At 69.9% G+C, this 19314-nt stretch carries 17 protein-coding genes; 3 read left to right on the forward strand and 14 right to left on the reverse strand.

What is annotated here, in order from left to right:
• Positions 1 to 83: 83 nt before the first annotated feature.
• A complete protein-coding gene (lexA, locus tag ACX80H_RS16285; protein ID WP_459314476.1) occupies positions 84 to 791 on the forward strand; it encodes a transcriptional repressor LexA in 708 nt (235 codons plus the stop codon).
• Positions 792 to 855: 64 nt separating this feature from the next.
• Here the strand turns inward: lexA and ACX80H_RS16290 are convergent, their stop codons facing one another.
• Together ACX80H_RS16290 and hflX are read right to left on the reverse strand one after the other, a co-directional pair.
• Positions 856 to 2937: an ATP-dependent DNA helicase gene (locus ACX80H_RS16290; protein WP_459314450.1), complete on the reverse strand. Its 2082-nt coding sequence runs from the start codon at positions 2935 to 2937 to the stop codon at positions 856 to 858.
• Positions 2930 to 4519: a GTPase HflX gene (gene hflX, locus ACX80H_RS16295; protein WP_459314451.1), complete on the reverse strand. Its 1590-nt coding sequence runs from the start codon at positions 4517 to 4519 to the stop codon at positions 2930 to 2932. The genes ACX80H_RS16290 and hflX overlap by 8 nt, the downstream gene beginning before the upstream one ends.
• 121 nt (positions 4520 to 4640) lie before the next feature.
• On the opposite strand from hflX, the gene ACX80H_RS16300 reads away from it, so the two are divergent.
• Complete coding sequence (locus tag ACX80H_RS16300) at positions 4641 to 5249, forward strand: class I SAM-dependent methyltransferase (protein WP_459314452.1); 609 nt, start codon at positions 4641 to 4643, stop codon at positions 5247 to 5249.
• An 11-nt stretch (positions 5250 to 5260) separates the two neighbouring features.
• Here the strand turns inward: ACX80H_RS16300 and dapF are convergent, their stop codons facing one another.
• From dapF to ACX80H_RS16330, 6 genes are all read right to left on the reverse strand, one after another.
• Positions 5261 to 6226: a diaminopimelate epimerase gene (dapF, locus tag ACX80H_RS16305; protein WP_459314453.1), complete on the reverse strand. Its 966-nt coding sequence runs from the start codon at positions 6224 to 6226 to the stop codon at positions 5261 to 5263.
• A gap of 4 nt (positions 6227 to 6230) precedes the next feature.
• Entirely contained in the window at positions 6231 to 7142 is a 912-nt protein-coding gene (gene miaA, locus ACX80H_RS16310) for a tRNA (adenosine(37)-N6)-dimethylallyltransferase MiaA (RefSeq protein ID WP_459314454.1), read from the reverse strand.
• Positions 7139 to 8695 carry a tRNA (N6-isopentenyl adenosine(37)-C2)-methylthiotransferase MiaB gene (miaB, locus tag ACX80H_RS16315; protein WP_459314455.1) on the reverse strand — a complete coding sequence of 519 codons (1557 nt, stop codon included), beginning with the start codon at positions 8693 to 8695 and terminating at the stop codon, positions 7139 to 7141. The genes miaA and miaB overlap by 4 nt, the downstream gene beginning before the upstream one ends.
• Before the next feature lie 58 nt (positions 8696 to 8753).
• Positions 8754 to 9728 carry a regulatory protein RecX gene (locus ACX80H_RS16320; RefSeq protein WP_459314456.1) on the reverse strand — a complete coding sequence of 325 codons (975 nt, stop codon included), beginning with the start codon at positions 9726 to 9728 and terminating at the stop codon, positions 8754 to 8756.
• Positions 9729 to 9733: 5 nt separating this feature from the next.
• A complete protein-coding gene (gene recA, locus ACX80H_RS16325; protein ID WP_301230059.1) occupies positions 9734 to 10780 on the reverse strand; it encodes a recombinase RecA in 1047 nt (348 codons plus the stop codon).
• Between the two features lie 199 nt (positions 10781 to 10979).
• Positions 10980 to 11198 (reverse strand): DUF3046 domain-containing protein, encoded by a 219-nt coding sequence (locus ACX80H_RS16330; protein WP_087072153.1) that lies wholly within the window; start codon positions 11196 to 11198, stop codon positions 10980 to 10982.
• Between the two features lie 201 nt (positions 11199 to 11399).
• Here ACX80H_RS16330 and ACX80H_RS16335 point away from each other — a divergent pair, with 201 nt between their 5' ends.
• A complete protein-coding gene (locus tag ACX80H_RS16335; RefSeq protein ID WP_225437249.1) occupies positions 11400 to 11909 on the forward strand; it encodes a MarR family winged helix-turn-helix transcriptional regulator in 510 nt (169 codons plus the stop codon).
• 54 nt (positions 11910 to 11963) lie between these two features.
• Here the strand turns inward: ACX80H_RS16335 and ACX80H_RS16340 are convergent, their stop codons facing one another.
• The 6 genes from ACX80H_RS16340 to dapA form a co-directional block, all read right to left on the reverse strand.
• Positions 11964 to 12404, reverse strand: a complete 441-nt coding sequence (locus tag ACX80H_RS16340; RefSeq protein WP_087072152.1) for a helix-turn-helix domain-containing protein — start codon at positions 12402 to 12404, stop codon at positions 11964 to 11966.
• A gap of 125 nt (positions 12405 to 12529) precedes the next feature.
• The gene (locus ACX80H_RS16345; RefSeq protein ID WP_459314457.1) at positions 12530 to 13021 is read right to left on the reverse strand and encodes a CinA family protein; all 492 of its coding nucleotides are present in this window, start codon (positions 13019 to 13021) and stop codon (positions 12530 to 12532) included.
• On the reverse strand, positions 13018 to 13608 hold the full coding sequence (gene pgsA / locus ACX80H_RS16350) for a CDP-diacylglycerol--glycerol-3-phosphate 3-phosphatidyltransferase (RefSeq protein WP_459314477.1): 591 nt from the start codon (positions 13606 to 13608) through the stop codon (positions 13018 to 13020). The genes ACX80H_RS16345 and pgsA overlap by 4 nt, the downstream gene beginning before the upstream one ends.
• 6 nt (positions 13609 to 13614) lie before the next feature.
• A complete protein-coding gene (locus tag ACX80H_RS16355) occupies positions 13615 to 16494 on the reverse strand; it encodes an FtsK/SpoIIIE family DNA translocase (RefSeq protein WP_459314458.1) in 2880 nt (959 codons plus the stop codon).
• A 108-nt stretch (positions 16495 to 16602) separates the two neighbouring features.
• Entirely contained in the window at positions 16603 to 18303 is a 1701-nt protein-coding gene (locus tag ACX80H_RS16360; RefSeq protein WP_459314459.1) for a ribonuclease J, read from the reverse strand.
• Positions 18300 to 19238, reverse strand: coding sequence for a 4-hydroxy-tetrahydrodipicolinate synthase (gene dapA / locus ACX80H_RS16365; RefSeq protein WP_459314460.1), 939 nt, complete (start codon positions 19236 to 19238; stop codon positions 18300 to 18302). The genes ACX80H_RS16360 and dapA overlap by 4 nt, the downstream gene beginning before the upstream one ends.
• Between the last annotated feature and the right edge of the window lie 76 nt (positions 19239 to 19314).

The following is a 19314-nucleotide window of genomic DNA, read 5'->3' on the forward strand; positions in this document are numbered from 1 at the left end:
CCCAGGCGAAAGGCGCAACAGTGGCGGAATCAACACCGGCAGCCCGGCAGGAATCGAACACCGCCGACGTTCCGGCCGACGCCGTGCCGATCTCGGCGGGCCGTGGACGCCCGCGTGGCCGCTCGGCGTCCAAGGGACTCACCGCGCGCCAGCTGACGATCCTCGAAACCATCCAGCGGTCGATCGCCGACAAGGGCTACCCGCCGTCGATGCGGGAGATCGGCGACACGGTCGGCCTGGCGAGCCTCTCGAGCGTGACCCATCAGCTGTCGCAGCTCGAGCGCCTCGGGTACCTGCGGCGCGACCCGAAGCGCCCGCGAGCCATGGAAGTACTGCTGCCGCTGACGCTCGCCTCCGAAGCGGCGAGCGAGGACGGCTCCTCCGCCGACCGTAAGGCCGGACACCAGATCGCCGTGGACACCGCCCTCGTGCCGCTGGTCGGGCGCATCGCCGCAGGCGGGCCGATCCTTGCAGACCAGGTCGTCGAGGACGTCATGCCCCTGCCGCGACAGCTCGTCGGGCACGGCGACCTCTTCATGCTCAGGGTCTCCGGGGACTCCATGGTGGATGCCGCCATCTGCGACGGCGACTGGGTGGTCGTACGGCGCCAGCAGAGCGCCCAGAACGGTGACATCGTCGCGGCACTGCTCGACGACGAGGCGACCGTGAAGACCTTCCGCCAGCGCGACGGGCACACCTGGCTCCTGCCGCAGAACACCCGCTACGAGCCGATCCTCGGCGACCACGCCAGCATCATGGGCAAGGTCGTCTCGGTGATGCGCGCACTCTAGCGCCCCCCGGCAGGGCCTGCCTGCGTACCCCTGACGGGCATACGCGTGCGGGCCCTGCCGGCTCTCAGCGGGCCGAGAGCCGCTCGAGGATGCCCGTGACCGTCGTCCGGTCCGTCGTAGCCCAGAAGGGCGGCAGTGCCGCCCTGAGGAAGCCGCCGTAGCGGGCGGTGGCGAGGCGACTGTCGAGGACGGCGACGACGCCGCGGTCGCCCGTCGCGCGGATCAGGCGTCCTGCGCCCTGTGCCAGCCGTACCGCCGCATGCGTGGCGGACACGCTCATGAAGCCGTTGCCTCCACTGCGCGCCACGGCCCTCGTCCGGGCCGTCATGAGCGGATCGTCCGGGCGCGGGAACGGGATGCGGTCGATGACGACCAGACGGCACGACGAGCCCGGCACGTCGACGCCCTGCCACAGGGACATCGTCCCGAACAGGCAGGTGTCCGGTTCGTCGGCGAACTGCGTCACGAGGGCGTTGAGCGAGGACTCGCCCTGGCACAGGATCTCGAAGTCGACCTTGGGCCGCAGGGCCTCCGCCGCTTCCTCGGCAGCCCGTTTGGAGGAGAAGAGACCGAGCGCTCCCCCGCGCGACGCCGTGAGGAGCGTCAGGAGTTCCTCCAGTTGCGCGTCCGAGGTGCCTCGTTCTGGCTTGGGGAGATCCTTCGCCACGTAGAGGACACCCTGGCGCGGATAGTCGAACGGACTGCCGACGTCGACCCCGGTCCAGGCGGGGGCGCCGGGTCCGCTCAACCCCAGGGATCCCGCGACGGGCCCGAACTCGGAGCCGATCGCGAGGGTCGCCGACGTGAGGATCACGGTGTGGTCCTCGAACAGTCCCTCGCGCAACCTGCCCGCGACGGACAGCGGGGCCACGTTCAGTGTCGCGGGCGCGCTCTCGTCCGGCTGGGCGTACCCGGAGCCCGGTGTGAACGTGCTCGGGCGCGAGGCCCACACGACCTCGTTGAGATCGGCGGCGGCGAGGATCCGCTCCGCGAGCTCGAAGACCAGCGTCGTCCGGGAGCGGGCGACCTGCCGGCCGCCGTCGGCGTCGGCCTCGGATTTGCCGTCCGTCTTCGTGTCGGAGAGTGCGGCGCGTGCCGCGTCCCGCACCTGTGCCAGGGCCTGCTCGAGGTCCTCCGGCAGGCCGCCGGGCAGCAGCCCGGAGGGGAGGAGCTCGGACGCGGCCTCGAAGGCGTCGGCAGCGGTATCGAGCGATGCGGTGCCGATGGATGCGTGGCGGCGGAGCGCGGTCGCGGCCGCCGTGACCATGGAGGCCGAGAGCTGTCCGGAGACGGCCCCGGTCACCCGGTCGTGCAGCTCGTGCGCCTCGTCGATGACCACGACGTCGTATTCGGGCAGGACGGCGAGCCCCTCGAAGGCGCTGATCGCGAGCATCGCATGGTTCGTGATGATGATGTCGGCGTCGGCTGCGGCCGCGCGTGCCTTCTCGCTGAAGCACTCCTGCGCCACCGGGCAGCGCGCGGCACCGAGGCACTCCATGCTGGAGACGGAGACCTGCCGCCACGCGCGGTCGCTGACGCCGGGCACCAGGTCGTCGCGGTCCCCCGTCGTCGTCTCCTCAGCCCATTCGCGGAGCCGGACGACCTCCTTGCCGAGCGCCGATGCCGGGGCGCCGCCTCCGCCCGCGGGCGAGGGATGCGGTGCCGCGTCCTCGCCGAGGCTGAAGAGCGTACCGGGGGCGTCCTCCTCGGGGAAGCCTCCGCCCGTCTTGTGCAGGCACACGTAGTTGGAGCGGCCCTTGAGCAGCGCGACGTCGACCGGACGTTCGAGGGCAGGCCGCACGGCGTCCAGGAGCCTCGGGAGGTCCCGGCCGACGATCTGCGCCTGCAGGGCGAGCGTTGCGGTCGAGACGACCGACGGGCGCTCGCTGTCCATCGCATGGGCGATCAGCGGCACCAGGTACGCCAGTGACTTGCCGGTACCGGTGCCGGCCTGGACGAGCAGATGGTCTCCCGTCCGGATGGCCTCGCTCACCTGCCGCACCATTTCGTGCTGGCCGGCACGCATCTCTCCGCCCATGGACCCGACGGCGGCATCGAGCAGGTCGAGGGCCTGCCGTGCTTCGGCGGAGGGTCGCGGCGCATCCGGCGCTGCGACGGCAGCACCGGACGGCGCGTTGTCACTCATGCCGGACGAACTGCTCCAGCTCGGCGGCCAGGCCTTCCCGGACCATCACTTCGAGGCGGGTGCCCTCGTCGACGTGTTCGGTACTGAGGATCTCGACGTCCTCCTCGTGGAGGCGGCTTACGACCTCGCCCCGCTCGTAGGGCACCAGCAGCTCCAGCTTCACGGCCGGACGCGGGATGCTGGTACTGATGAGCTGCTGGAGCTCCGTCAGTCCAGCTCCCGTACGGGCGGACACGACCACGGACCGGGGCTCACGCTGCCGGAGCCGCTCGATGACGAACGGATCGGCCGCATCGGCCTTGTTCAGCACGATGATCTCGGGCACCTTGCGCGCATCCACCTCGGTCAGGACGGCACGCACCGCGGCGATCTGCCCCTCCGGGTCCGGGTGCGAGGCGTCGACGACGTGAAGGATCAGGTCGGCATCCGCCACTTCCTCGAGGGTCGAGCGGAAGGCCTCGACCAGCTGTGTCGGCAGCGACCGGACGAACCCGACGGTGTCGGCCAGCGTGTAGCCGATCCCGTCCGGGGTCTCGGCCCTGCGGATGGTCGGATCCAGTGTCGCGAAGAGCGCATTCTCGACCAGGACGCCGGCGTCGGTCAGCCGGTTCAGCAGTGACGACTTGCCGGCGTTCGTGTAGCCCGCGATCGCCACCGAGGGCACCTGGTTCCGACGGCGGTTGGAGCGCTTCGTCTCGCGTGCGGGCTTCATCCCGGCGATCTCCCGGCGCAGCTTCGCCATACGGGTCCGGATCTTCCGTCGATCGAGTTCGATCTTCGTCTCACCGGGGCCACGGGAGCCCATGCCGGCGCTTGCGCTACCGACCTGGCCACCCGCCTGGCGGGACATCGACTCGCCCCAGCCACGAAGACGCGGCAGAAGGTACTCGAGCTGCGCGAGCTCCACCTGTGCCTTGCCTTCCCGGCTCTTGGCGTGCTGGGCGAAGATGTCCAGGATCAGTGCCGTGCGGTCGATGACCTTGACCTTGACGATGTCCTCCAGGCCGCGGCGCTGCGAGGGCGAGAGCTCGCTGTCCACGATCACCGTGTCCGCTCCGGTCGCGTGCACGATCTCCTTCAGCTCCTGGGCCTTGCCCGAGCCGAGGAACGTGGCGGGGTCCGGCTTCAGGCGTCGCTGGACGATGCCGTCGAGCACCTCGGAACCTGCGGTCTCGGCGAGTGCGGCAAGTTCCTGCAACGAGTTCTCCGCGTCCTGCGCGGTGCCTTCGCTCCACAGTCCGGCGAGGACGACCCGCTCCAGCCGCAGCTGCCGGTACTCGACCTCCGTGACGTCCTCGAGCTCGGTGGACAGTCCCGCCACCCGCCGACGCGCGTTCCGCTCGGCCAGGTCCTGCTGGTCACCGTCGGCGTCGGAACCGGCCTCGTCGCCCGACAGTGCGAGGGCGTGCGGTCGCCACGCCTTCCCGCCCGGCGCCGGCGTCTCCTCCGATTTCGCTGTTCCGTCCTTCGCTTTGGTCTTCGCCGCTGCAGCTTCGTCGCTGGCGAGAATCCGGTCGATGACGGCTTGGATCTCCTCCCGGCCCATGTCGGACCCGGTGGAGTGTCCGTGATTCGTGGTCATAGTCTCCCTCAATGGATGTAGTCCGATTCTACGGCCGCCCGCCTGACGCGTTCCAGCCACTTCTCCCAGCGCGAAACCTACCCTCCGCGACTGGTTCCGGCGTGGCACTAGGCTTTCCACCATGGAGTCACAGCACTATTTCAGCGCCCAGCCGGCAGGACCGGGCACCCGCAGGCCCCTGTCCGTGGTCCTGGCCGGCACGCGACGGGACCTCGTGACGTCGTCGGGGCTCTTCAGTCCCGACGGCGTCGACAAGGGGACTGCTATTCTCCTCGGCTCCGTCCCCGACCCCGAGGGACACCGGATGCTTGACATCGGCTGCGGCTGGGGACCGATCGCCCTCACGATGGCGCTGAAGGCCCCGGAGGCGGAGGTCCATGCGGTCGACGTGAACGAGCGGTGCATCGCACTCACGGCCGAGAATGCCGAACGGCTCGGGCTCCGCAATGTCATCGCCTGCACGCCTGACGACGTCGACGCCGCACTCGAGTTCGACACGATCTGGTCCAACCCGCCCATCCGGATCGGCAAGCAGGAACTGCACGGCCTGCTGCTCCGCTGGCTGCCGCGCCTCGCTCCCGGCGGACGGGCGTGGCTCGTGGTGCAGAAGAACCTCGGCGCGGACTCCCTGCAGCGGTGGCTCGGGGAGGAACTACCTGCGGGGTTCAGCGTGCGTCGCGCGGAGACCTCCAAGTCGTTCCGCATCCTCGAGGTGCACCGCCCCGCCTGAGGCGCGGATGGTCAGCCGGTCGGCAGCAGCACGCCGTCGGCCACGAGGACGGCCGGCCCGCTGAGCTGGACGTGCTCGCGGCCCTCGGGTCCGTCGAAGAACGTCACACCCACGACTCCTCCGGGTACGCTCACCAGCCATTGCGTGGGGGCGCCCTCTCCTGCCCAGTACCTCGTCGCGGCGGCAGCGGCACATGCTCCGGTTCCGCAGGACTGGGTCTCGCCGACGCCACGTTCGTGCACGCGCATCCGGAGGCGCCCGACGCCGTCGTCCCCCACCAGCGGATCGGACGGAACCACCAGTTCGACGTTCGTGCCGGCCGGCGGAACCGGCCGGACCTCGGGTGCCCTGTACAGCTCGGTCCGTTCCAGTTCGGCGTGCTCGGCCAGCGCCACGACGGTGTGCGGGTTGCCCATGCTGATGGACAGCGCGGGCCGGTCGACGTCGAGCCCTCCGATACCCACGAGGGAGTCCATGCCGCGTGCCACGGCGGCATCCGGGAAGATGAATTCCCAGGGACCCATGTCCACGGCGTACCCGTTCCCGGAACGGGTGACGCGCTTGACCCCTGCGCGGGTCCCGATCGCGAGTGCGCCGCCGTCGGGCAGTGCGGCGACGCCCTTGGCGAGGAGGAAGTGGGCGAAGACCCTCACGCCGTTGCCGCACATCTCCGAGACGGAGCCGTCCCCGTTGCGGTAGTCCATGAACCATTCCGCCTCGGGTTCGGTCTGCAGCAGGGCACGGCCTTCGGGAAGCGCAGCGGACCGGACGGCGCGGATGTACCCGTCGGCACCGAGGCCCCGGTTCCGGTCGCACAGGGCTGCGACGAACGAGGCGTCGGTGGGAGCGGCGCCCTCGGGGTCCAGGGTCAGGAGGAAGTCGTTGCCGGTGCCGTGGCCCTTGGTGAAGGTCAGGCCCGCGGAGTCGGAAGGGCGCGGAGCTGCGGAGGAAGGTGCTTCGGCGAGGTGATCGGTCACCGTCCTAGGATAGGTCCCTCCGCCGTTCGACGATCCCCACCGCCCGCTCGACGAGGCCGGGTTCCTGCCAGTCGGTCCAAGCGACACGGGGGTCGCCGCGGAACCAGGTCAGCTGGCGTCGTGCGAAACGGCGGGTGGCGGCGATCGTGTCGTCGATGGCCTCCGCTTCCGTGAGGGAGCCGTCCAGCACCCGGAGGAACTGGCCGTAACCGAGGGCGCGCGACGCCGTGCGTCCGTCCCGGAGCCCGGCTGCGGCGAGGCGCTCCACCTCCTGCCCGAGGCCGGCACGGACCATGGCGTGCACGCGGTCGGCGAGTCTCTCCCGCAGGACGTCCCGGTCGACGCCGAGACCGACCTGCACCGTCGGCTGGTGGTACTCGCGCTTCGGCATGAAGGCGCTGAAGGGCCGTCCGCTGACCTCGAACACCTCGAGGGCCCGGATCAGCCGGCGGTCGTCGTCGATCCGTTCCGCGGACACGCTGTCCACGGCGCGCAGCCGCTCGCGGAAGGCAGCACTTCCCTCCCGGGCGATGTCGGCTTCGAGCCGCGCCCGCACCGCCGGGTCGGTAGGCGGGAACTCCAGCCGGTCCAGGGCTGCCCTGACGTACAGCCCGGAGCCACCGACGAGCACGGGAACGCGTCCGCGGCTGCGGATGTCGTCGATGATCCTGCGGGCGTCCTCCTGGTAGGCGGCGACGCTGGCCTCCTCGGTGACGTCGAGCACGTCCAGGAGGTGGTGCTCGATGCCCCCGCGTTCATGCTCGGGAAGCTTCGCCGTGCCGATGTCCATGCCGCGGTAGAACTGCAGTGCATCGGCGTTGATCACCTCGCCCCCGAGCCGCTGCGCCAGGGCGACGCCGAGGTCGGACTTGCCCGATCCGGTGGGACCGACGACCGCGACGACCGGAAGGGTCAACGGGCGCTCCCCCGCACCGGCAGGGACGGCATGCCCAGGGAGACGGCGCGGGGGGATCCGCCGGCCGGCGCCGGGGCGGCGCAGGAGTCGGCCTGGCTCCTGTCCCATGCGTCGCCGGCCCGTGAGCGGCGCAGGGAGTACTGCTCGGTCGTCGGGTCGGACAGCAGGTGGAACGACGCCGCCTCGGTGATCGGCAGCGTGACGAAGTCGCCCGGGCGTGGGACGTCGGCGCCCGCCGGGACCGAGAAGTGCACCAGGCGCTGGTCGCGGGCACGGCCTGTCAGGCGGTGCGTCTCGCCTCCCTTGCGGCCCTGCTGGTCGGTGACGAGCACCTCGACGAGCGTGCCGACCTGGCGCGCGTTCTCCTCCCGGGCGATCCGGTCCTGGAGGGCGGTGAGGCGCTCGAAGCGTTCCTGCACCACGGCCTTGGGCAACTGGTCGGGCAGCTCGGCTGCGGGCGTGCCGGGCCGCTTCGAGTACTGGAAGGTGAAGGCGGTGGCGAAGCGGGATTGCTCGACGACGTCGAGGGTGGCCTGGAAGTCCTCCTCCGTCTCCCCGGGGAAGCCGACGATGATGTCGGTGGAGATGGCGGCGTGGGGCATCCGCTCCCGGACGCGGTCCAGGATGCCGAGGAAGCGGCTCGACCGGTAGGACCGGCGCATGGCCTTGAGGATGCGGTCGGAGCCCGACTGCAGGGGCATGTGCAGCTGCGGCATGACATTGGGCGTCTCGGCCATGGCGTCGATGACGTCGTCCGTGAAGGCGGCAGGGTGCGGGCTCGTGAAGCGGACGCGCTCGAGCCCCTCGATCGAACCGCACGCGCGCAGCAGCTTCGCGAACGCGCCGCGGTCGCCGAACTCGACGCCGTAGGAATTGACGTTCTGTCCCAGCAGCGTGACCTCGACGGCGCCGTCGGCCACGAGCGCCTCGATCTCGGCGAGGATCTCCCCGGGCCTGCGGTCGCGCTCCTTGCCCCGCAGCGACGGCACGATGCAGAAGGTGCAGGTGTTGTTGCACCCGACCGAGATGGACACCCAGCCCGCGTAGACGGATTCCCGCTTGGTGGGCAGCGTCGACGGGAAGACGTCGAGCGACTCGAGGATCTCGAGCTGCGCGTCCTGGTTGTGCCGGGCGCGCTGCAGCAGGGCGGGAAGGGCGCCGATGTTGTGCGTGCCGAAGACGGCATCGACCCAGGGGGCCTTCTGCAGGATGGTCTCCCGGTCCTTCTGCGCCAGGCAGCCACCGACGGCGATCTGCATGCCGGGCCGCGCTTCCTTCACGGCCTTCAGGATGCCGAGGTTGCCGTAGAGCTTGTTGTCGGCGTTCTCGCGCACCGCGCAGGTGTTGAAGACGACGACGTCCGCCTGTCCGTCCTCGACCCTGCTGAGCCCGGCGCCCTCGAGCAGCCCCGAGATGCGTTCGGAATCGTGCACGTTCATCTGGCAGCCGAAGGTCCGCACCTCGTAGGTGCGCCGGTCGACGGCGTCCTGCGCTTCGTCCTGCGCCTCCGGGGCGCTGCTGGGGGTCTCATCGAGGGGAACGGGAAGTGTCATGCTCACGCCCTCAAGCGTACGGCTGGCACGGTGGGGGCCCACAATCGCCGGAGGCCGCTCAGTCCTGCGCCTCGGCCTCCGCAAGAACGCCCTTCACGATGGAGAAGGCGGTTCCCGGACTGTACCCCTTGCGTGCGAGGACACCGACGAGCCGCCGCACCTCCTTGTCCCGCACGGCACGATCCGAGAGGTCGGCGCTTCCGCGCAGCTTGCGGCGGACGACGTCGCGCGCCTGGGCATGCTCGTCCTCGTCGGAGATCTGGAGCAGCGCGTCTTCCGCCAGGTCGGGATCGATGCCCTTGTCCGCGAGCTCACGCCGGAGCGAGGACCGGGAGAGCGCTTTGGCACCGGTACGGGTCCGCACCCACATCCGGGCGAACTCGGCGTCGTCGATCAACTGGACTTCCTCGAACCGGTCCAGGAGGGCTGCAGCCACGGCTGCCGGGATCTCCCGGTCGGCAAGCTTCCGGGCGAGCTGGTGCCGGCTCCGTGCGCCGAGAGCCAACTGGCGGAGCAGGATGGAGCGCGCCTCGGACGCCCAGTCCTCCTCGCTCCTGCTCGGCTCGGTTCCGCCCGCCGGGCCCTCCCCCAAACTGTCGGCTGTCCCGCCACCCGCAGATCCGCGCGCCGGCCGACCACCCGCCGATCCTCCGCGTGCCGACCTGCTGCGCGAGGCACCGCGGGCGCGGCGGGCGCCGCGCAGCGCCTCCTCGTCGGCAGAACCGCCGCCGGCAGAGTCATGGGCAGAGTTGTCCCCAGAGCTGTCGGCGGACGAGCCGACGACGGGACCGAACGGATCATCGGCAGGGGGACGCCCCGACGATCGCCGGCGATGGCCCGGAGCGCCCCATCCTGCTCCGCCCGCGCTGCGCGCACCGGAACTCGGGGCACCGAGCGAGGCAGACCGCGTCAGCCCTTGTCGCTTGGCCGCAGGCCGGCGGGCAGCCCCTTCGGCGTCAGCCGAGCTGCCAGAGTCGAACCGGCCGAACGAGGTCCCCCAGTCGACCGGCTCGGACCCGGCGTCCGTTGGCATGCGACCTACTCGCCGCTGACGGCCTTGAGCTTGGGAGCGTCAGGCTCTTCTTCGACCTGCACTCCGATGCCCAGCTTGACCCGGATCTTCTGCTCGAGCTCATCGGCCAGATCGGGATTGTCGATGAGGAACTTCCGGGCGTTCTCCTTGCCCTGCCCGAGCTGGTCGCCGTCGTACGTGAACCAGGCACCGGACTTCTTCACCAGTCCGTTCTCCACCCCGACGTCGATCAGGCCGCCCTCGCGGGAGATGCCATGGCCGTACAGGATGTCGAACTCGGCCTGCTTGAAGGGCGGAGCCATCTTGTTCTTGACGATCTTGGCGCGGGTCCGGTTACCCACCGGGTTCACGCCTTCCTTCAGGGTCTCGATGCGGCGCACATCGATACGGACCGATGCGTAGAACTTCAGCGCCTTTCCACCCGTGGTGGTCTCGGGGCTTCCGAAGAAGACACCGATCTTCTCGCGCAGCTGGTTGATGAAGATCGCGGTGGTCTTGGTCTGGCTCAGGCGGCCGGTGATCTTCCGGAGGGCCTGGCTCATCAGGCGGGCCTGGAGGCCGACGTGGCTGTCGCCCATCTCGCCCTCGATCTCGGCACGGGGCACGAGCGCGGCCACGGAGTCGATGACGACGATGTCGATCGAGCCGGAGCCGATCAGCATGTCCATGATCTCGAGCGCCTGCTCACCCGTATCCGGCTGCGACACGAGGAGCGCGTCGGTGTCCACGCCGAGCTTCTTCGCGTACTCGGGATCCAGGGCGTGCTCGGCGTCGATGAAGGCTGCAATGCCTCCGTTGCGCTGTGCGCTCGCGACGGCGTGCAGGGCCACGGTGGTCTTACCGGAGGATTCCGGCCCGTAGATCTCGACGATCCTGCCGCGCGGAAGACCGCCGATGCCGAGTGCGGCATCCAGGGCGATGGAACTCGTGGAGATGGTTTCGATGGGCGCCCTGGTCTGATCACCGAGACGCATGACGGAACCCTTGCCGTACTGCTTGTCGATCTGGGCGAGAGCAGCTTCTAGGGCTTTCTCGCGGTCTGGAGCGGCCATTCTTCACCTCGGTTATTCATGGCCAACCGGCCTGTTTAAGTGTTCGATTCGACTGTAGTAGCCTGCGCCGACAGTTTGAGGTGGGGCCGCCGCTGTGTGCACAAGAGGGCGCCGCCTCCACCTCCATCATATCGCGGTCCGAACAGGTATTCGATTATTCGACGGGATCAGCGTGTCCGCCCGGAGGCTGCCACCCGCCTCAGCGGGGCTTCACGTCGCGTCCCAGCCACCGCTCGCGCGGCACGTCCTGCGCCCGGCACACAGCCTCCCAGACCGCCTTCGGATCGACCCCGGCGCCCAGCGCCTCGGAGGCCGTCCTGTCGCCCAGTCGATCCACCACCAGGTCCCGGGCGAGGGTCCGCGAGTACCGCTCGCCGAACTCGTCGTCCATCAATCGCCAGAAATCGCTCAGCCGCATCTACCGTTCCCTGCTCTCGTGTATGGGGCCGTACGGCCGCAGTCCGCACGACCACCGGTCGACTCTCCACCATGCGTGCTGGCCCGGCGGCACGCACGGCAGACCGGGTCCGGCACGCTCCGGGAAGCACCGCGGGTCCTTCCTCCGGATCGGACCGCCTCACATGGTGCCACTCCCACCCCGGAACCCTACAATTGGCCCATGAACGCGAAGCCGAGCACCACCCACCCCGGCCCGGGCCTAGCAGCCTACCCCGGGGAAGATGCCGACACCGACGCGGCCATCGAGGCCCTCGAACAGCAACTGAGCATGCTGTGGCGTCGCGCCAGGTCGAACTCCTACAAGGTGGCCCGCCGCGTGCACCCGGACATGGAGCCCGCCGCCTACGGGCTCCTCGTGATCCTTCAGCGCGAGGGCTCCATGCGCCTCACGGACATCGCGGCGAGCGTGGGCGTCGGCAAGCCCTCGGTCAGCCGCCAGATCGCGATGCTGGAACAGCTCGGGCTCGTGCAGAAGGAGGCCGATCCGCTGGACGGCCGCGCCCAGTCCATATCCCTCACCGACGCCGGCACGCGTCAGCTCGTGGCCGCCCAGACTGCCCGCAAGCAGGCGTTCCACCAGCTCATGGAGGACTGGGACGTGGAGGACCTGACCCGTCTCGGCACGCTGATCGCCCAGCTGAACAACACCTACACCAAGGACAACTGGTAGGAGACGGCAGGAAGGCCCGTCCCTGAGGGGACGGGCCTTCCTTGTCACAGGCGACTAGCGGTTCGTTGCCGCGAGTCCCCGACGGAAATCGTCGTTCAGATCGTCGGTGAGATCCTCCCCGAACTCACGGGAGAACTCCTGGGGGATGGTGTCCGGGATCGACACGCCTTCTGCTTCTGCCAGGCGGTCGCTGACTTCCCGCAGCATCGAGGAGAGCGGCACCTCGAGTGCACTGCAGATTGATGAGAGGAGTTCAGACGATGCTTCCTTCTGTCCACGCTCGACCTCGCTGAGGTATCCGAGGGAGACCCTCGCACTGTGCGATACCTCGCGCAGGGTGCGGCCCTGGCGCTGGCGGACGTCACGGAGGACGTCGCCGATCTCATGGCGAAGAACTACCATCTTGCGCTCCTTAGGCTTGCGTTGTGCATCATCCGCCAACCCCACATCACGCCAACGGACAACGCCGTTTACGGATACGGGTTGCTTTACCATCTGTATCGCCTTGCTCCCTCATGAATGCGGCACCGCCAGGATCGACGAGTGCCCCGTGATGATGACCTGCCCGATCTGCTTGAGCCTAAGTCGCCAACCCTATCAACGGCTGACAGTGTTTATAACTACCCCCGGCCACTGTTTGTTCCCTTGGACAAAGTCCCCAGAAGCTCGGTAAGCACCGCGTCGCAGGAGGCTGCCCGGATGCTTTCGCGGTCGCCGGGGAAGTGGTGTTCGAAGGTCTGCGTGCCCGCGGAGGACGAAATCGCCGTGAAGACGGTGCCCACGGGCTTGCCCCCATGGGGTGCGGGACCCGCGACGCCGGTCGTCGCGAGGCCGATATCGGCGGAGAACGCGGCCCGCGCGCCGTCGGCCATCGCGGCAGCGACCCGCGGATCCACGGCGCCCGCCGCCGCGAGGAGGTCCGCGTCGACGCCCAGGAGTTTCTGCTTGACCTCCAGCTGATAGGCGACCAGACCTCCCTGCAGGACGGCCGAGGCGCCGGGCACCCCCGCGATCGAGGAGGCGACCAGGCCGGCCGTCAGGGACTCGGCGGTCGCCACGGTGACGCCCAGGTGCGCGGCCAGTGCGACCACCTCGGACGCGGCGCCGCTCACCGGCGGCCCGCCGCCCGGAGGCGGATCGCCTGGAGCACGTAGTCGACGCCCGTCACCACCGTGATGACGACCGCCAGCGCCATGACCGCTGCGGCGAGCCACCAGGCCCAGGCTCCTGCGATGGCCTGCAGCGGGATGAGGAACAGCAGGATGGCCGCAGTCTGGACGACGGTCTTGAGCTTGCCGCCGCGGGAGGCCGGCATGACGCCGTACCGGATGACCGCGAAGCGCAGCACCGTGATGCCGAGCTCCCGGACGAGGATCACGACGGTGACCCACCACCACAGCTCGCCCAGGATCGACAGGAGCACCAGGGCGGATCCGATGAGCAGCTTGTCGGCGATCGGATCGGCGATCTTGCCGAAGTCCGTGATGAGGCCCCTGCTGCGCGCCAGGTCGCCGTCCAGCTTGTCGGTGTAGATGGCCACGACGAAGGTGCCGACCGCGAGCCAGCGGAACAGCCCGGCCTGCCCGTCGTCGAGCAGGAGGAACCAGATGAAGAACGGGACCAGCAGGATGCGCACGACGGTGAGGACGTTCGCGATGTTCAGGACCGGCACCGCCGGGCTCGGGGAGGTACTCACGATGTCAGGCTACCTGCCGGTGAGGTTCCACGCGTCGTTGTCACCGTCATCGCCGCCGTCCGAGCCGTCTGCGCCGTCGTAGTAGTCCACGGCCTGCGCCCGGGAGGCGAGGTCGTCGGCGACGAGGTCGATCGGCTCGGAGGCTGCACGGGGCGCGGGCGCAGGCTCGTCGCCGCGCATGGCCGCCAGGACCGGTGCGAGGTCGTCGGGCTTGACGAGCACGTCGCGGGCCTTCGATCCCTCCGAGGGGCCGACGACGCCGCGTGACTCGAGGAGGTCCATGAGCCGTCCGGCCTTGGCGAAGCCGACCCTGAGCTTGCGCTGGAGCATCGAGGTGGACCCGAACTGGGTGGTGACCACGAGTTCCGTCGCCTGCAGCAGCACGTCGAGGTCGTCCCCGATGTCGTCGTCGATCTGCTTCTTCGGCGCATCGACCGCGACGTCCTCGCGGTACACGGCCTGCAGCTGGCCCTTCACGTGTTCGACGACGCGGTGGATCTCGGATTCCGTGACCCAGGCACCCTGGACGCGTATGGGCTTCGAGGCACCCATCGGCAGGAAGAGGGCGTCTCCCTGGCCGATCAGCTTCTCCGCGCCCGGCTGGTCGAGGACCACACGGGAGTCCGTGACGGACGACGTCGCGAACGCCATGCGCGACGGGACGTTCGCCTTGATCAGACCGGTGACGACGTCGACCGACGGCCGCTGCGTCGCGAGCACCAGGTGGATGCCGGCGGCACGTGCCAGCTGCGTGATCCTCACGATCGAGTCCTCGACGTCGCGCGGCGCGACCATCATCAGGTCGGCGAGCTCGTCCACGATGACCAGCAGGTAGGGATAGGGCCGCACGACCCGCTTGGACCCCTCCGGTGGGACGACCTTGCCGTTACGGACCGCCTTGTTGAAGTCGTCGATGTGCTTGTAGCCGTAGTTCGCGAGGTCGTCGTAGCGCGTGTCCATCTCGCGGACGACCCACTGCAGCGCCTCCGCGGCCTTCTTGGGGTTCGTGATGATCGGCGTGATGAGGTGCGGGACGCCCTCGTACGCGGTGAGCTCCACGCGCTTGGGGTCCACCATGACCATGCGCACCTCGTCGGGCGTGGAGCGCATCAGGATGGACGTGATCATCGAGTTGACGAACGAGGACTTGCCGGCGCCCGTGGCACCCGCGACGAGCAGGTGCGGCATCTTGGCGAGGTTGGCGACGACGAACCCGCCCTCGACGTCCTTGCCCACGCCCATCACCATCGGGTGGTCGGTCTTGCGGGCATTGCCGGAGCGCAGCACGTCCCCGAGGGAGACGGTCTCGCGGTCCGTGTTGGGGATCTCGATGCCGATGGCCGACTTGCCCGGGATGGGTGACAGGATGCGCACGTCCGAGCTCGCCACGGCGTAGGAGATGTTCTTCGACAGGGCGGTGACCCGCTCCACCTTGGTGCCGGGGGCCAGCTCGATCTCGTAGCGCGTCACCGTGGGGCCGCGGGAGAACCCGGTGACCTTGGCGTCGACATTGAACTGGTCGAGCGTGTGCGTCAGAGCGGCGACGACGGCGTCGTTGGCCTCCGACCGCTCCTTCGGCGGAGTGCCGGCGGGCAGGTAGTCCGACGGCGGCAGCGTGTAGGCGACGTCGCCGGCGAGCTGCAGCTGCTCCGTGCGCTGCGGGATCGGCGTGGGCGGGACCTGCGGCTGCACGGGCGTGGAGGGGACGATCAGCGCCTTCGCCGCGGGGACGACGTCGATGGCCTCGGTGGCGCCCTCCGGAGCACGCTCCGGCGCCTCGGGCACGGGCGGGCGCGCGGCCTGCGACCGCTTGAGTTCCTCGGCGGCGAGCTCCTGCTTGGTGGGCCGACGGACGCCCGGCGGGACGGCCGCCTCCGCCTCGCGGGCGCGGCGTTCCTCGTCCTCGATGACCGCGCGCTCGAACGCCTCGTCGCCGACGTAGCCGTCCCAGTCGGCGTCGTGCCCGGCGTCCTGCTCGGCGTCGAAGGGGGCGTCCTGCTTGTCCTTGCCGAAGAGGCGCTTGCGCTTCTTCGGTGCGGGCTTGGCGGTGGCGCCGTGCGTCTCGTAGAGGTAGCTCTGGTCGTGGCCGTCGTCGCGGCGGTGCCCGGCGCCGTCCGGGTCCTGGCCCATGAGGTGCTCGTAGAGGGTGCGGAGGCGGCCCGGGATGTGGCGGAAGGGCGTGGCCGTGACGATCAGGAGCCCGAGGAAGATCGCCGTCGCCAGCAGGACCCCGACCGGCCAGGGCGTGAGGACGCTGCTGAGCGGACCTGCGACGAGGAAGCCCGCAACGCCGCCCGCACGCCACAGCGCGTCCAGCCCGTCCGCGAGGCCCGGCCGGCCGCCCACGAGGTGCGCGATGCCGGAACCGGCGAAGAGGATCACGAGCAGTCCGATGGCGACCCGGTTGTTGGCCCGGTGGCGCTCCGGGTACCGGAACAGCCGGACGGCGCCGATACCGAGCAGGAAGGGGACGAGCAGGGCCATCCAGCCGAAGGTCCCACCGGCGGCGGCGTGGACGATGTCGGCGGCGATGCCGGTCAGCGCCCACCACTCGACGGCCGCGACGGCCAGGGCGAGCAGGAGGAGGAAGAAACCGGAGCCGTCCCGGCGGAGCTCGCGCTCCGGGTTGACGTCGTGCCCGAAGGTGCGGACGCCGGAACCGACGACGTGCGCCATGCTCATCCAGACGGCCCGGACGGCCCTCAGCGGAAGGGCGAGGCGGTCTTCCTGCTCCGGTTCCGGCGGGGTGGGGGCCGGACGGGTCTTCGCCGCGGTCCGCGCGGTCCCCTTCGCCGGGGCCTTGCTCCGGGAGGGTCCTGCAGCGGCGGACGCTCCCTTGCTGCGGGTCTGGTGCTGGCCCCGCGGGGCAGGGGACGTTCGAGTGGCCATGGTCCTCACGGTACCCGACGAAGCCCCCGAAACCTCGAATTCCCGCGCGCTGCAGCACCCGTCAGGGGCAGGCACGGCCAGTGAGGCCCGGGGGCGTGGAAGCGCGGGTCAGGCCTCGAGGACGACGGGGATGATCATCGGCCGCCGGCGGTGGCGTCGGTTCACCCAGGTGCCGACGACGCGGCGTACTACCTGCTGCAGCTGGTAGGTGGTGTGGTCCTTGTTGTTCATGACGGCTTCTTCGAGGGCCTCGTTGATCTTCGGCTTGATCTCGTCGAACACGGAGTCGTCCTCCGCGAAACCGCGCGCGTGGATGTCCGGTCCGGACACGATCTTCCCGGTGGTGCGGTTGACGACGGTGATGATCGAGATGAAGCCCTCCTCGCCGAGGATCCGGCGGTCCTTGAGGTCGGCGTCCGTGATCTCGCCGACGCTCGATCCGTCCACGTACACGTACCCGCACTCGACGGCGCCCACAACGCGGGCTTCGCCGTCCACGAGGTCGATGACCGAGCCGTCGTCGGTGAGCAGCACGTTCGAGGCCGGGACGCCGGTCTGCTGCGCCAGCCTGCCGTTGGCGATGAGGTGCCGTGTCTCGCCGTGCACCGGCATGACGTTCTTCGGCTTCAGGATGTTGTAGCAGTAGAGGAGCTCGCCGGCTGCGGCGTGGCCGGATACGTGCACCTTCGCGTTGCCCTTGTGGATCACGTCGGCGCCGAGCTTCAGGAGCCCGTTGATGACACGGAAGACGGCGTTCTCGTTGCCGGGGATGAGCGACGACGCGAGGATCACGGTGTCGCCCTTGCCCACGGTGATGCGGTGGTCGCCGTTGGCCATGCGGGAGAGCGCCGCCATGGGCTCGCCCTGCGAGCCGGTCGACATGAGGACCACGCGCTCGTCGGGCAGGTCGTCCACGTTCTTGATGTCCACGAGGATGCCGTCGGGCACCTTCAGGTAGCCGAGCCGGGCCGCGATCGCCATGTTGCGCACCATGGACCGCCCGGCGAAGCAGACGAAGCGCCCGTGGGCGTGCGCGGCGTCGAGCACCTGCTGCACGCGGTGGACGTGGGACGAGAAGGACGCGACGATGATGCGCTTGCGGACCTGCCCGAACAGGTTCTCGAGGACGGGGCCGATCTCGCGCTCCGACGTGGTGAATCCCGGGACGTCGGCGTTGGTCGAGTCCACCATGAACAGGTCGACGCCCTCCTCGCCGAGGCGGGCGAAGGCGCGCAGGTCGGTGATGCGCCCGTCGAGCGGGACCTGGTCCATCTTGAAGTCGCCCGTGTGCAGGACGTTGCCCGCCTCGGTGCGGATGAACACCGCGAGGGCGTCGGGGATGGAGTGGTTGACCGCGACGAATTCGCACTCGAAGGGCCCGAACTGCTCGATCTGCCCCTCCGACACCGTGAGGGTGTACGGGCGGATACGGTGCTCCTGCAGCTTCGCCTCGATGAGCGCGAGCGTCAGCTGTGACCCGATGATGGGGATGTCGCCCTTGAGGCGCAGCAGGTACGGGACCGCCCCGATGTGGTCCTCGTGGCCGTGCGTGAGGACCAGCCCGACGACGTCGTCGAGCCTGTCCTCGATGTAGGAGAAGTCGGGCAGGATCAGATCGACGCCGGGCTGGGTCTCCTCGGGGAACAGGACGCCGCAGTCGACGATGAGGAGCTTGCCGGAGATCTCGAAGACCGCCATGTTGCGGCCGATCTCCCCGAGCCCGCCCAGCGGCACGATGCGCAGGGTTCCCGGTTCGAGGGCCGGCGGCAGGGCCCGGAGCGCCGGTCCGACGCCGGCCGCGTCGCTCATGCCCGGACGCCCTCGCCGCCGCGGAGCGCGTCGAGGTCCAAGCCGGTCTCGGCCAGGTCGGCGAGGACGGGTGCCAGTTCGCGCTCGTCGGGCTCGACGAGGGGCAGGCGCACGGCGGCGTTCGGGATGGCGCCCTGGAGGTGCAGGATGTGCTTCGCGGACACGGCGCCGGGGAGGTGCGTCATGACGGCCCGGATCACCGGGTCGAGCTCGAAGTGGACACGCCGTGCCTCGTCGAAGTCCCCCGCCGCCGCGGCGTCGACCAGGCGGCGGAACGCGGCGGTCGCGACGTGGGCACTGACGCTGACGACGCCGACGGCGCCTGCCGCCATCCAGGGCAGTGTGAGCCCGTCGTCGCCCGAGTAGACGTCGAGGTCGGTGCTCGCGAGGACCCGTGTCACGGCTGCGAAGTCGGCCTTCGCATCCTTCAGGGCTCCGATCCGGGGGTGCTCGGCGAGGCGGAACATCGTCTCGGTGGTGATGGGGATCGCGGACCGGCCGGGGATGTCGTAGATCATGATCGGCAGGTCGCTGGCCTCGGCGACGGCGGAGAAATGGGCGAGCACACCCGCCTGGGTCGGCTTGTTGTAATAGGGCGTCACAACGAGCTGCGCGTGGGCGCCGGCCCGCTCGGCGCGCCGCGCCATCTCCACCGAGTGCGAGGTGTGGTTCGTCCCCGTCCCGGCGATGACGCGGGCCCTGTCCCCCACGGTCTCCGCGACCACGCGGTAGAGGTCCTCCTTCTCGGAATCCTCCAGCGTGGAGGTCTCCCCCGTGGTGCCCGAGACGACCAGGCCGTCGCAGCCGTCGTCGACGAGCCGTGCGGCGAGGGCGGCGGTGGCATCGAAGTCCACGGAGCCGTCGGCCGTGAACGGGGTGACCATGGCGGTCACGAGCGAGCCGAACGGGAGAGTGCGCGAGGGGGTTTCAACCATGGGTAAAACGTTACCCGGTCGGGCAGTACCCGGTGGGACCGGCGCGGGAGGTTCCACAGGAGGGGCAAAGGTGCCT

The organism is Arthrobacter pasteuri (assembly GCF_054510955.1).

Bases quoted from the DNA above. Each gene is read 5' to 3' on its own strand.
- ACX80H_RS16290 (WP_459314450.1), bottom strand. From the start codon at position 2,937: ATGAGTGACAACGCGCCGTCCGGTGCTGCCGTCGCAGCGCCGGATGCG.
- hflX (WP_459314451.1), bottom strand. From the start codon at position 4,519: ATGACCACGAATCACGGACACTCCACCGGGTCCGACATGGGCCGGGAG.
- ACX80H_RS16300 (WP_459314452.1), top strand. From the start codon at position 4,641: ATGGAGTCACAGCACTATTTCAGCGCCCAGCCGGCAGGACCGGGCACC.
- miaB (WP_459314455.1), bottom strand. From the start codon at position 8,695: ATGACACTTCCCGTTCCCCTCGATGAGACCCCCAGCAGCGCCCCGGAG.
- ACX80H_RS16320 (WP_459314456.1), bottom strand. From the start codon at position 9,728: ATGCCAACGGACGCCGGGTCCGAGCCGGTCGACTGGGGGACCTCGTTC.
- recA (WP_301230059.1), bottom strand. From the start codon at position 10,780: ATGGCCGCTCCAGACCGCGAGAAAGCCCTAGAAGCTGCTCTCGCCCAG.
- ACX80H_RS16330 (WP_087072153.1), bottom strand. From the start codon at position 11,198: ATGCGGCTGAGCGATTTCTGGCGATTGATGGACGACGAGTTCGGCGAG.
- ACX80H_RS16335 (WP_225437249.1), top strand. From the start codon at position 11,400: ATGAACGCGAAGCCGAGCACCACCCACCCCGGCCCGGGCCTAGCAGCC.
- ACX80H_RS16340 (WP_087072152.1), bottom strand. From the start codon at position 12,404: ATGGTAAAGCAACCCGTATCCGTAAACGGCGTTGTCCGTTGGCGTGAT.
- ACX80H_RS16355 (WP_459314458.1), bottom strand. From the start codon at position 16,494: ATGGCCACTCGAACGTCCCCTGCCCCGCGGGGCCAGCACCAGACCCGC.
- ACX80H_RS16360 (WP_459314459.1), bottom strand. From the start codon at position 18,303: ATGAGCGACGCGGCCGGCGTCGGACCGGCGCTCCGGGCCCTGCCGCCG.
- dapA (WP_459314460.1), bottom strand. From the start codon at position 19,238: ATGGTTGAAACCCCCTCGCGCACTCTCCCGTTCGGCTCGCTCGTGACC.